The organism is Propionivibrio dicarboxylicus (genome assembly GCF_900099695.1).
GTDB lineage: Bacteria > Pseudomonadota > Gammaproteobacteria > Burkholderiales > Rhodocyclaceae > Propionivibrio > Propionivibrio dicarboxylicus.
In genome coordinates, this window is the sequence record NZ_FNCY01000014.1 from 113,315 (window position 1) to 124,454 (window position 11,140).

Below are 11,140 nucleotides of genomic sequence, written 5' to 3' on the forward strand. Positions count from 1 at the left end.
CGTGTTCTTCCTTGCGAATCAGACGTTGGTACTGCCGAGAACTTCCTCGAGCGAGGTCAGTCCTTGTTTGACTTTGAGCAGGCCGGAACGGCGCAGGTCATTGACGCCTTCCCGGCGTGCCTGTTCGGCGATGTCCAGCGCAGTGGCGCTCGACATGATCAGTCGCTGAATGTCTTCGGTGACGGGCATTACCTGGTAGATGCCGACGCGCCCCTTGTAGCCGCTGCCTTTGCAGCGATCGCACGCGCCGGGACCGTAAAGCGTCCAGCTTCCGTCGAGATCCGCTTTGCTGAATCCGGCGTCGAGCAGGGTTTCGGTGGGGACTTCAATGGCCTGTTTGCAAGTGCAGAGTCTTCGCACCAGGCGTTGTGCGGTGATCAGCAGGATGCTCGACGCGATGTTGAAGGTCGGGATGCCCATGTTCATCAGGCGGGTCAAGGTCGAAGGAGCGTCATTGGTATGCAGCGTCGACAGCACCATGTGGCCCGTTTGAGCGGCCTTAATCGCAATTTCGGCGGTTTCCAGATCACGGATTTCTCCGACCATGATGATGTCTGGATCCTGTCTCAGGAAAGCTTTGAGCGCGACAGGAAAGGTGAGTCCCTGCCGGTCGTCGATATTGACCTGATTGATTCCTGGCAACGGGATTTCGGCCGGATCTTCGGCGGTGGAGATGTTGATGCCGGGTTTGTTGAGAAGATTCAGGCAGGTGTAGAGCGATACCGTTTTCCCGGAGCCGGTGGGGCCGGTGACGAGCACCATGCCGTACGGTCGCTGGATGGCGTCCAGCAATAGCGCTTTCTGATCAGCGTCGTAGCCGAGCGCTTCGATGCCCAGCGTTGCACTGCTGGGGTCAAGGATGCGCAGAACGATCTTTTCTCCGTACATCGTCGGAAGTGTGCTGACACGGAAGTCGATGGCCCGGCTTTTCGACAGCGCAAGTCGCATGCGCCCGTCTTGCGGGACCCGTTTTTCCGCAATGTTCAGGCGTGAAATAACCTTGATACGTGAGGCGATCTTTTCCTTGATGACGAGAGGCGGAGCTGCGATTTCACGCAGGACGCCGTCGACGCGGAAGCGGATGCGATAATTTTTTTCGTACGGTTCGAAGTGAATGTCGGATGCCCCGTCGTTGATTGCGTCAAGCAGCATCTTCTGGATGAACTTGACGACCGGTGCGTCATCGACCTCCTGTGTCGGCACCTCCTCGCGTTTTTGCGCGGCGGCCTCTTCTTCGAATTCGAGATTGATATCGTCGCCGGCAAGGCTCTTCAGCGCTTCGTCGGCTGTCTCCGAAAATTTTGCGACGAGCGGCGCCAACTGGTCTTCGCGAACGACGATCGGGTCGACGGCGGAACCCGTCTGGAATCGAATTTCGTCGAGCGCACGCAGGTTGGTCGGGTCGGCGATGGCGACTGACAATCGGTTGCCGCGTTTATGCAGTGGGACGACTCGATGGCTGGCGATCAGCTTTCGATCGATCGCAGACTTCGGAACATGGGCTTCGTCGTAGGCGCCAAGATCAAGCAGCGGATAGCCGAAGGTTTCCGAAGCGAAGCGCGCCAAGTCGGCAGCGCCGATCTTGCCGGAGGCGAGCAACTGTTCGACGAAGGAAGTCCTGCTTGCCGCTGTCTGCGCTGCGATCATTTCGGCATCGGACTCTTTGAGGCGAGCGGCCTGGATGAGCGCCCGGGCGAGTCCGCTGAGTGCCAGAGGGGCGGAGGTGGCAGCCATGAGCGTCTATGTCGGAGCAACCGCTGAGCGGGGTGCCTGACCCAAGAAGGCATGCTCTCTCATAGCCTTCCGAGTAGGACTTCGATGACGAAGCGGCTGCCAACGTAAGCGAGCAGCAGAAACAGGAAGCCGGTCATCGTCCAACGCAAGGCCATCCGTCCGCGCCAACCGTAGATGTGGCGCCCCGTCAACAATGCTGCGAAGACCGCCCAAGAGGCAAATGCGAACACCGTCTTGTGATCGATCCGTACAGCCTGTCCGAATATGGTTTCCGAAAACAGAATGCCGCTTCCGAGCGCAACCGACAGGAGAATGAATCCAGCACCGATCAACTGAAACAGCAGGGCTTCCATGCGCAATAGTGGTGGAAGGCTGTTCAGGACGGGACTGAGCGGCTTTTGATGCAGCTTTTTCTCGACAACGCTCATAAAGACGGCCTGGACTGCCGACAGGGTGAACAAGCTGTAGGCCAGCATGGCAGCAAGGAAGTGCAGCTTGAAGCCGAATGCGTCGGCGTGGGCGATGATTCTTGTTTGCGGGAAAAAAACCGGGAACAGGGCGCAAAGCGCGGCAACCGGAAGTACCGCCGGTTGCAATCCGTCCATGCGGGAGCGGAAACTTTCAAGCCAGTAGATCAGCGCGGCAAGCCAGAGCATCAGCGCGAGCGCCAGGCCGAAAGAGAAGCGCATGCCGCCGTTACCGAAGAGGGCATCATGCAGCTCCAGGCCTTGCAGTAGCAGGGCTAGGGCAATGCCGAATCGTTCGGCTGGCACCATGGTGTTTTTCGAACCGGGGTCGGGGCGGTGCCAACGGGTTCGCCAGAAATGCCATCCCAAGCCGGCATATAGAATGCTGGCGAGGATGGGGAAGGCAAGGTGCAGTAGAATATCCGGCATTTTTCAAGTCTACACCAAGCCGGAAGCCAAATGCTCGATAACCTGACCCAGCGCATGGCGCGCGTGATGAAGACGCTGCGCGGCGAAGCACGCCTGACCGAATCCAATATTGCCGATGCCTTGCGCGAAGTTCGCCTGGCGTTGCTCGAAGCTGACGTTGCCTTGCCTGTGGTCAAGGCATTTGTGGCCGCTGTCAAGGAAAAAGCGGTCGGCGAAGAGGTCGTCGGTTCGCTCAGCCCAGGACAGGCGCTGATCGGCGTTGTCCATCGTGAACTGACTGCTCTGATGGGTGAGGCCCATGCCGGGCTCAATTTGGCAACACAGCCACCGGCCGTCGTTCTGATGGCCGGCTTGCAGGGGGCCGGCAAAACGACGACGGTCGGCAAATTGGCCAAGTTGCTCAAAGAGAGCCAGAAAAAGAAAGTTCTCGTTGTTTCTTGCGACGTTTATCGTCCGGCGGCTATCGAGCAGTTGAAGACAGTTGCGGCGCAGGCGGGAGTCGAGTTCTTTCCGTCGTCGGTGGGAGAAAAGCCGGTCGATATCGCGCGTAATGCCGTCGATTGGGCGCGCAAGCATTACTGCGATGTGCTGCTTGTCGATACGGCCGGACGTCTGGCGATTGACGAGGCGATGATGAAGGAAATCGCCGAGTTGCACACCGCGGTTTCTCCGATCGAAACCTTGTTTGTCGTTGATGCGATGCTCGGCCAGGATGCCATCAATACGGCCAAGGCTTTCAGCGAGGCGCTACCCTTGACGGGCGTCGTGCTGAGCAAGCTCGACGGTGATTCCCGAGGCGGTGCAGCGCTGTCGGTGCGGCATGTGACGGGCAAGCCGATCAAGTTTGCAGGCGTCGGCGAAAAATTGACCGGAATCGAGCCCTTCCATCCCGAACGGATGGCGTCGCGAATTCTCGGTATGGGCGATGTCCTTTCGCTGATCGAGGAAGCGCGTAAAGGTATCGACGAGCAAAAGGCGGTCGATTTTGCGAAGAAACTGAAATCGGGCAAGAGTTTCGATCTCAACGATTTCAAAGAGCAGATCGGCCAAATGCGCAAGATGGGCGGGATGTCGTCGCTGATGGATAAGTTGCCGGCACAGTTTGCACAAGCAGCTGGGCAGTTGCCTGTGGGTACCGAGGACAAAATGGTGCGGAGAATCGAAGGCATCATCAACTCGATGACGCCCGGCGAGCGCAGCAAGCCCGAACTGATCAAAGCCTCGCGTAAGCGCCGGATTGCAACGGGGGCCGGTGTCCAGGTGCAGGAAGTCAATCGGCTGCTCAATCAGTTCGAACAGATGCAAAAGATGATGAAGCAGTTTTCCAAGGGCGGTATTGGAAAACTCATGCGCGGCATGAAGGGAATGATTCCCGGGATGCGTTGACCCTGGGAGGTCCCGCCGTCATGCTTATGTTCGGTGACGGGCGTGGAATCTCAGCGGTTGGCGAGTTTCTGTGGCGTGTATAGCCACTGGTTTTGCCAGGCAGCCTTGACCATGTTTGGGTACTCAGGCTTGCCGAGGCTGCCGTTGTAGCGGCCGAGCGCTCGATACAGATCGCCTTGTTCGATATCGAGGTAGTGGCGCAGGATCGTGCAACCAAAGCGCAGATTGGTGCGCAGATGGAAAAGATTGTCTTCGTTCCGTCCGATTAGTTTGACCCAGAACGGCATGACCTGCATGAATCCCCGGGCGCCCGCGGAAGAAACGGCGTATTTCTTGAAGCCGCTCTCGACCTGAATCAGTCCGAGCACAAGTTGAGGGTCGATCCCCGCGCGAGTGGCCTCGTAATGCACAGCGCGCAAAAAATCGAGACGGCTTTCTCTGTCCGGAATGCGCCTGCCGAGGCGCTGCGACATTTCGGTCAGCCAGTCGGCGGCCTCGATCGGGTTGCGGAACGAACTCTTGGGCGGTGCCTGATCAGCGATATTTTGCGACAAGGCGGCTTGCACGCTGGCCGACAGCGGTTCGTATTTCTGAGCGCCGGCCAGCGCTGCAAGCGGAACGACAATGAGCGAGAAAAGGGCGATCAGACGCCGCACAACCTGCCTTTCAGGAAGCCGACGGCGTCCGCCGCTGGAATCATTTGAGCATCGCTGTCGGTACGTCCTTTGTATTCCAGCTTTCCTTCGGCAAGGCCTCGATCGCCAACGACGACGCGGTGTGGAATGCCGATCAGTTCCATGTCGGCAAACATTACTCCCGGACGCTCGTTGCGATCGTCAAGCAGAACGTCAACGCCGGCAGCTTGCAAATCAGCATACAACGTGTCGGCCGCAGCTTTGACGGCAGCGCTCTTGCTGTAGCCCATCGGGACGATGCAGACGGTGAATGGTGCAATGGCGGGGGGGAATATGCATCCGCGATCGTCGTGCCATTGTTCGATGGCTGCACCGACGATGCGCGAAACGCCGATGCCATAACAACCCATTTCCATGATCTGGCTCTGGCTGTTCTCGTCAAGGAAGGCGCAGTTCAGCGCTTCAGCGTATTTTTGCCGGAGTTGGAAAATGTGGCCTACTTCGATGCCGCGGCACAATTCGAGCACACCTTTGCCGTCGGGTGACGGATCGCCTGCGACGACGTTGCGAATGTCGGCGACCAGGTCGGGTTCAGGCAGGTCGCGCGCGAAGTTCACGCCGGTCAGGTGGTAGCCTTCTTCATTGGCGCCGCAGACGAAATCACTCATGGCGGCAACGCTACGGTCGGCAATGACGCGAATGTTCGCCCGGTCAATGACGACCGGTCCGATATAGCCCGGTTTGCATCCAAGGAAGCGCTCGACTTCGGCGTCCGTGGCAAAGCGGAACGGATCCAGTCCCGGGAGCTTGCCTGCCTTGATTTCGTTAAGCGTGTGGTCGCCACGGATCAGGAGCAGGCTGAAAGCGTCGTCATGCATGACGGCAATCGCCTTGACGGTCTTTGTCAGCGGGAGTTGCAGGAAACTGGCGACATCTTCGCAGCGCGTCCGCTTGGGCGTAGCCACTTTTTCTAAGGGCTGCCTTCCATCCTGCCGCGCAGCGCTCGGAGCTAGCGCCTCGGCGAGTTCGACGTTGGCCGCGTAGTCGGACGCGGGGCAGTAGGCAAGGGCGTCTTCTCCCGAGTCTGCGAGAACGTGGAATTCATGCGAGCCACTGCCGCCGATCGAGCCCGTGTCAGCCGCAACTGCGCGGAATTTGAGGCCGAGGCGCTCGAAAATACGCGAATATGTTTCGAACATATTGCGATACTCGCGTTGCAGATCCTCGAAGTTCGTGTGGAAGGAATAACCGTCCTTCATCAGGAATTCGCGTCCGCGCATGACGCCGAAACGAGGCCGGATTTCATCACGGAACTTCATCTGGATCTGGTAGAAGTGCAGCGGCAGTTGGCGATAACTCCGGACTTCCTTGCGCACGACATCTGTAATGACTTCCTCGTGCGTCGGGCCAATGACGAAATCTCGCTGGTGTCTGTCCTTGAGGCGCAACAATTCGGGGCCGTATTTTTCCCAGCGGCCGGATTCCTGCCAGAGTTCGCCGGGTTGAACGGCGGGCATCGATAGTTCGATGGCGCCGGCTCGGTCCATTTCCTCCCGGATGACATTCTCAACCTTGCGCAGGATGCGCAGTCCGATCGGCATCCAAGTGTAGATGCCGCCGGCCAGGCGCTTGATCAGCCCCGCTCTCAGCATCAATTTGTGACTGACAATCTCGGCGTCGGAGGGAGCTTCTTTGAGGGTGGAAATGAAGTATTTCGAAGTGCGCATGATGTTAGTCGGCGACGTTGGATAAAGGCATGATTCTACAGGAGCGATCGTGTTGTCGCGAGATGTGGGCACTTTGCTGGAAGGTGCTCCGTTGCCGACTTGCTTTGCAAGCCTCTCTAAATATGGAAGAATGTGGCCAACCAACATTTTCGCAGGTTTTAATATGCTCGACCGTGAGGGATATCGCCCTAACGTCGGCATCATCTTGTGTAACGCAAAGAACGAGGTATTCTGGGGTAAGCGAATTCGGGAACATTCATGGCAATTTCCGCAGGGCGGCATCAAACGGGGAGAAACGCCCGAGCAGGCGATGTACCGCGAGCTTCAGGAAGAAACCGGATTGCTCCCCGAGCATGTCTCTATCCTAGGCAGGACCAAGGACTGGTTGCGTTACGATGTGCCGACCCATTGGATTAAGCGCGAGTGGCGCGGGAGTTACAAGGGGCAGAAACAGATCTGGTTTCTATTGCGTCTTTTAGGGCGAGATACTGATATTTGCCTGCGTGCCACCGATCATCCTGAGTTCGATGCTTGGCGCTGGACGACCTATTGGGTTTCTCTTGATTCGGTCATCGAGTTTAAGCGAGGCGTCTATGAGATGGCGTTGAACGAGTTGGCGCGCTTTCTTGATGCGGATCAGCGTAAGGCCAAGCGGGACACGCAGTTGCGGCGAAACAAGACGGGCGAGATGGGCAATCAGAATGGCAGTTGACGTTGGTCAGGATCGGCGCGCGAAATCGTCATGGGTTGCGCTGCTCCGTGTAGTCGGTATCGCAGCGCTTTTGGCGACTTTTTGCGCTGGGGTTTCCGCTGCGGAGTTGGATGACGACGAGACACCCTGGGTGGAAGGGGCGTTTGAGATGCCGGCTTATCCGAAGCAAGGCAGCTTGATTGCGTTTCCGGTCGGCATTCGTACCGATATCACGTTCTTGATCGATGGGGAAACGCTGTCGGTCGGCAAGGATGGCGTCATTCGCTACGTTCTGGTGATCGTCAGCGCGCAAGGCGCGCGGAATGTCAGTTTTGAAGGTATGCGCTGCCAGACGGGAGAGCGGCGTTTGTACGCCACGGGGCGTTCGGATGGTACATGGTCGATGGCGCGAAGCGATCAGTGGGTAAAAGTTCGTGGAAGTCGGAGCAGTCATCATGTGGAATTGTTCCTGAATTATTTCTGTACGATTGGTGCGCCTGCAATTGTCACCCCAGAGGCTGCGCGTCGCGTATTGCTCAAGGGTGGGGCCGTTGAGGGGGCGCGATAGTCCCATGCGAGTCGACACCTTGATTTTGTCGGTTGATAAGGCCTTGCGAACGCTGTTTGTCAATGGCGCTCCCGGACGGGGAAGTCCTGCCGGGGCTTTGCCCGACCACGAATTTTCCGAACGTGAGCGCGCGCGAACCGAAGGTTTGATGCGAGTCAATCATGTTGGTGAGGTTTGTGCTCAGGCGCTGTACCAAGGGCAGGCCCTGACCTGTCATGATGCGTCAATCCGGTTGTCGCTGGAAGCGGCCGCGGATGAAGAGGTTGAGCACTTGGCGTGGACAGCGGGGCGCCTTGCCGAGTTGGGGGGGCGCAAGAGCTTACTGAATCCTCTGTGGTATGCAGGGTCGTGGTCCATAGGTGCAGTGGCAGGAAAATGTGGGGATGCCTGGAGCTTGGGCTTTCTTGCCGAGACCGAGCGGCAAGTTGAGGCTCATCTGAGTGGGCATCTGGAAATGCTTCCCGCGGAAGATGTCAGGTCACGGGCGATCGTTGCGCAGATGAAGTCCGATGAGCGGCGTCATGCGGACATGGCTGTGGCGCTTGGCGCGCATGAGCTTCCAGTAATGGCCAAGACGGCGATGAAGTTGGTGGCAAAGGTAATGACAAAGACGGCTTATTATCTTTGATCGTTCAAGGTGCCTCGTCTTGCTGTTTGGAAGGCAAAGAAAATAAAAGCATGAAATGGTGATTGACTTTTGCTGCCTGTCTGCAATAAAATGACCGGCTTTCTGTAATCAGGCTTACAAGGACGACGTTCCAAATGAAGACATTTTCCGCCAAATCGCACGAGGTCAAGCGCGAGTGGCTCGTGGTTGATGCCACCGATAAGGTGCTGGGTCGGCTCGCCACCGAGATTGCGCGTCGCCTGCGTGGCAAGCATAAACCCGAATTCACGCCGCACGTGGATACCGGTGATTACATCGTTGTGACCAACGTCGATAAAATTCGCGTGACGGGCAATAAGGCCGAAGACAAGAAGTATTATCGCCACACGGGTTTCCCGGGCGGTATCTACGAAACGAATTTCACCAAGATGCAACAGCGTTTCCCTGGCCGTGTGCTGGAAAAAGCCGTTAAGGGGATGCTGCCGAAGGGGCCGCTTGGTTATGCCATGCTGAAGAAAATGAAGTGCTACGCTGGCGATTCTCATCCTCACGCTGCTCAGCAGCCGAAGGTTCTGGAACTCTAAGAGGTCGAAATGGCTGATAATTTCTTTTATGGCACTGGCCGTCGGAAAAGTGCCGTCGCGCGTGTTTTCATGAAGCGTGGCTCGGGCAACATCGTTGTCAATGGCAAACCGGTTGATGAGTTTTTCTCGCGTGTTACGGGGCGGATGATTGTTCGCCAGCCGCTCGAGTTGGTTGAGCAAGTCTCGACGTTTGACATTCAGGTCAATGTGTCCGGTGGCGGTGAGTCAGGCCAGGCAGGCGCTGTGCGTCACGGGATTACGCGTGCGTTGATCGAATATGATGGCGCTCTCAAACCGACCTTGTCGAAGGCTGGGTTTGTGACGCGTGATGCGCGCGAAGTCGAGCGTAAGAAGGTTGGTTTGCACAAGGCGCGTCGTCGTAAGCAGTTCTCGAAGCGCTAAACGCCGCTCTGTTCGTATGTCAAAAGCCGCCTTTGGGCGGCTTTTGTGTTTTTCGGGTGTGCGGTCTATGATTGCGCCCTGCTCTGTGTCTGGATTGGTAGATAGCGCCGGTGGCAGAAGCGTTCCGCGTGGTGGTTGTGCCGCGCGCAAAACTCGAATCCTATTTGTTTGCGGGGAGAGGGGGAAAAATGGCGATTTCCGGTGCTGCCGCCAAGCTCAAGCGCTTGCGGCAGCGGTTCGGCATCAGCGCGCCGAGGGTTGCTGTCCGGACGCATGTTCCGTGGTACTGGCGAGCTTCAGCGACCGTTGTGATTCTTTCGGTTTCTCTTGCGCTGGCCGCTTGGATCTATGATGCCGGGCGCCGTTTCGCAGGCTTCGATAGTAATGAGTCGGCTCGAGAAATACAGTTGTTGCGCAATTACGTGATGGAATTGGATGCCGAGCTAACCAAGCTGCGGGGCGTCGCCGGTTCCGGAGAGAGTCGATTGCAAATCGAGCAGGCAGCGTTACGCCAACTGTCGTCGCAAGTCAAATCGCTTGAGTTGGAAAATGCTGCGCTAAAGCAGGATCTTGCCTTTTTTGAAGGATTGATGCCCTCTGTCGATCTCGGAGGGGAGCCCGGGTTGCGAATCAGTGATTTGAGAGTCGATTCGGTAGGCAAACCTGGTGAGTTTCGTTATCGGATGCTGGTGATAAACAGCGGCGGGCGCTTGGCGAAGGAGGTTCGAGGGTCGTTGGTATTGGTGCTTGAAGTGCGGCAGGGGGGCAAAGATGTTATGATCACCATCCCTTCCGAAAATGATCCTAGTTCTCAGCGTTTTCGATTTGAAATCAAGCACTTTTTTCGGCTTGAGGGAAGTTTTTCCGTCCCCGAGGGCGGTATTGTCAAACGTGTCGAGGCGCGCTTGATGCAAGATGGTGCGGTGCGCGCAAGGCAGTCGATTGCTTTTTAAGGGGGGCGCATGTTTGGGTCAAAAAAGGGAAGTACGCCGCAGAGTAGTATCGATAGCTTGATTGGCGCTGGTACCAGGATTGAAGGGAATGTTGTATTCAAGGGCGGTCTGCGCATCGATGGCGAGGTTCGGGGGAATATCAGTTGCGAGAACCCTCAACAAGGGACCTTGGTCGTGAGTGAGCGGGCGAGCGTCGAGGGGGCGATCACTGTTGGTCATGTTGTTATCAATGGGACGGTGATTGGGCCGATTTCCGCTAGCGAATCGTTGGAACTCCTCTCGGCGGCGCGTGTCACAGGAGACGTGGAGTACCATCAGATCGAGATGCAGCAGGGCGCCGTAATTCAGGGGCGGCTCGTGCATCAGGTTAGTGCCAAAAATGTTGAGCTTAAACTGGCGTCGAGCAATTAATGGCTGTTCGCTGGGAAGTGATAGGAGAAGTGTTATGAGTATGGAAGAAGAGATGCCCTCCCCGTTTGTCTTTACCGATAGCGCGGCAAGCAAGGTGAAAGATCTGATCGACGAGGAGGGGAATCCGGATCTCAAGCTTCGGGTTTTTGTAACGGGTGGCGGTTGTTCCGGGTTCCAGTATGGTTTTACCTTCGACGAGACGGTAAATGATGACGACACGACCATGCAAAAAAATGGCGTGACCCTTCTGGTTGATCCAATGAGCTATCAATATCTGGTAGGGGCGGAAATCGACTACACCGAGGGGTTGGAAGGGGCTCAGTTTGTAATCAAGAACCCGAATGCGACGTCTACCTGCGGATGCGGTTCGTCCTTTTCTGCCTAGCCAAGGCGTGATGTGAGCGTTGGTGTGTTGTGTGAAGGCGCCCCGTAAGCGGGGCGTTTTTCTCGCGCTGAGCGGACTTCTTGAGGTGTTCTTTGCTTTGTTTTTTCCGTGTTGGTGGCTGTTCAAGTAAATAGTCCTCTTTTTTTACAAAACGGCTTGAC

Annotated in this window: 13 protein-coding genes; 9 read left to right on the forward strand and 4 right to left on the reverse strand. The window is 56.8% G+C overall.

Annotated elements, in window-relative coordinates; all coding sequences use genetic code 11:
• Positions 1 to 18: 18 nt before the first annotated feature.
• Positions 19 to 1,734: a type IV-A pilus assembly ATPase PilB gene (gene pilB / locus BLR25_RS15325; protein WP_091938771.1), complete on the reverse strand. Its 1,716-nt coding sequence runs from the start codon at positions 1,732 to 1,734 to the stop codon at positions 19 to 21.
• Between the two features lie 59 nt (positions 1,735 to 1,793).
• Positions 1,794 to 2,630 carry a cytochrome C assembly family protein gene (locus BLR25_RS15330; RefSeq protein WP_091938772.1) on the reverse strand — a complete coding sequence of 279 codons (837 nt, stop codon included), beginning with the start codon at positions 2,628 to 2,630 and terminating at the stop codon, positions 1,794 to 1,796.
• A 30-nt stretch (positions 2,631 to 2,660) separates the two neighbouring features.
• Here BLR25_RS15330 and ffh point away from each other — a divergent pair, with 30 nt between their 5' ends.
• Positions 2,661 to 4,016 (forward strand): signal recognition particle protein, encoded by a 1,356-nt coding sequence (gene ffh, locus BLR25_RS15335; RefSeq protein WP_091938773.1) that lies wholly within the window; start codon positions 2,661 to 2,663, stop codon positions 4,014 to 4,016.
• Positions 4,017 to 4,066: 50 nt separating this feature from the next.
• Here ffh and BLR25_RS15340 read toward each other — a convergent pair whose 3' ends face one another.
• Positions 4,067 to 4,672 carry a lytic transglycosylase domain-containing protein gene (locus BLR25_RS15340; RefSeq protein WP_091938774.1) on the reverse strand — a complete coding sequence of 202 codons (606 nt, stop codon included), beginning with the start codon at positions 4,670 to 4,672 and terminating at the stop codon, positions 4,067 to 4,069.
• Positions 4,660 to 6,378 (reverse strand): proline--tRNA ligase, encoded by a 1,719-nt coding sequence (locus BLR25_RS15345; RefSeq protein ID WP_091938775.1) that lies wholly within the window; start codon positions 6,376 to 6,378, stop codon positions 4,660 to 4,662. Before BLR25_RS15345 ends, BLR25_RS15340 begins: the two co-directional genes overlap by 13 nt.
• Positions 6,379 to 6,541: 163 nt before the next feature.
• Between BLR25_RS15345 and BLR25_RS15350 the strand changes: the two genes are divergently transcribed.
• From BLR25_RS15350 to erpA, 8 genes are all read left to right on the forward strand, one after another.
• Positions 6,542 to 7,090 (forward strand): RNA pyrophosphohydrolase, encoded by a 549-nt coding sequence (locus tag BLR25_RS15350; RefSeq protein ID WP_091938776.1) that lies wholly within the window; start codon positions 6,542 to 6,544, stop codon positions 7,088 to 7,090.
• Positions 7,080 to 7,637 carry a CNP1-like family protein gene (locus BLR25_RS15355; RefSeq protein ID WP_176785927.1) on the forward strand — a complete coding sequence of 186 codons (558 nt, stop codon included), beginning with the start codon at positions 7,080 to 7,082 and terminating at the stop codon, positions 7,635 to 7,637. Before BLR25_RS15350 ends, BLR25_RS15355 begins: the two co-directional genes overlap by 11 nt.
• Before the next feature lie 4 nt (positions 7,638 to 7,641).
• Entirely contained in the window at positions 7,642 to 8,265 is a 624-nt protein-coding gene (coq7, locus tag BLR25_RS15360; RefSeq protein ID WP_091938790.1) for a 2-polyprenyl-3-methyl-6-methoxy-1,4-benzoquinone monooxygenase, read from the forward strand.
• Between the two features lie 134 nt (positions 8,266 to 8,399).
• Positions 8,400 to 8,828 (forward strand): 50S ribosomal protein L13, encoded by a 429-nt coding sequence (gene rplM, locus BLR25_RS15365; RefSeq protein ID WP_091938778.1) that lies wholly within the window; start codon positions 8,400 to 8,402, stop codon positions 8,826 to 8,828.
• A 9-nt stretch (positions 8,829 to 8,837) separates the two neighbouring features.
• Positions 8,838 to 9,230, forward strand: coding sequence for a 30S ribosomal protein S9 (rpsI, locus tag BLR25_RS15370; protein WP_091938779.1), 393 nt, complete (start codon positions 8,838 to 8,840; stop codon positions 9,228 to 9,230).
• 110 nt (positions 9,231 to 9,340) lie between these two features.
• Complete coding sequence (locus BLR25_RS15375; protein ID WP_143009886.1) at positions 9,341 to 10,183, forward strand: DUF6776 family protein; 843 nt, start codon at positions 9,341 to 9,343, stop codon at positions 10,181 to 10,183.
• Between the two features lie 9 nt (positions 10,184 to 10,192).
• On the forward strand, positions 10,193 to 10,594 hold the full coding sequence (locus BLR25_RS15380) for a bactofilin family protein (RefSeq protein ID WP_091938781.1): 402 nt from the start codon (positions 10,193 to 10,195) through the stop codon (positions 10,592 to 10,594).
• 34 nt (positions 10,595 to 10,628) lie between these two features.
• Positions 10,629 to 10,979 (forward strand): iron-sulfur cluster insertion protein ErpA, encoded by a 351-nt coding sequence (erpA, locus tag BLR25_RS15385; protein WP_091938782.1) that lies wholly within the window; start codon positions 10,629 to 10,631, stop codon positions 10,977 to 10,979.
• Positions 10,980 to 11,140: the final 161 nt, after the last annotated feature.

What these genes read in the sequence shown, in the direction of transcription:
- pilB (WP_091938771.1), bottom strand. Translation starts at nt 1,734, where the DNA reads ATGGCTGCCACCTCCGCCCCTCTGGCACTCAGCGGACTCGCCCGGGCG.
- BLR25_RS15330 (WP_091938772.1), bottom strand. Translation starts at nt 2,630, where the DNA reads ATGCCGGATATTCTACTGCACCTTGCCTTCCCCATCCTCGCCAGCATT.
- ffh (WP_091938773.1), top strand. Translation starts at nt 2,661, where the DNA reads ATGCTCGATAACCTGACCCAGCGCATGGCGCGCGTGATGAAGACGCTG.
- BLR25_RS15345 (WP_091938775.1), bottom strand. Translation starts at nt 6,378, where the DNA reads ATGCGCACTTCGAAATACTTCATTTCCACCCTCAAAGAAGCTCCCTCC.
- BLR25_RS15350 (WP_091938776.1), top strand. Translation starts at nt 6,542, where the DNA reads ATGCTCGACCGTGAGGGATATCGCCCTAACGTCGGCATCATCTTGTGT.
- BLR25_RS15355 (WP_176785927.1), top strand. Translation starts at nt 7,080, where the DNA reads ATGGCAGTTGACGTTGGTCAGGATCGGCGCGCGAAATCGTCATGGGTT.
- coq7 (WP_091938790.1), top strand. Translation starts at nt 7,642, where the DNA reads ATGCGAGTCGACACCTTGATTTTGTCGGTTGATAAGGCCTTGCGAACG.
- rplM (WP_091938778.1), top strand. Translation starts at nt 8,400, where the DNA reads ATGAAGACATTTTCCGCCAAATCGCACGAGGTCAAGCGCGAGTGGCTC.
- rpsI (WP_091938779.1), top strand. Translation starts at nt 8,838, where the DNA reads ATGGCTGATAATTTCTTTTATGGCACTGGCCGTCGGAAAAGTGCCGTC.
- BLR25_RS15380 (WP_091938781.1), top strand. Translation starts at nt 10,193, where the DNA reads ATGTTTGGGTCAAAAAAGGGAAGTACGCCGCAGAGTAGTATCGATAGC.
- erpA (WP_091938782.1), top strand. Translation starts at nt 10,629, where the DNA reads ATGAGTATGGAAGAAGAGATGCCCTCCCCGTTTGTCTTTACCGATAGC.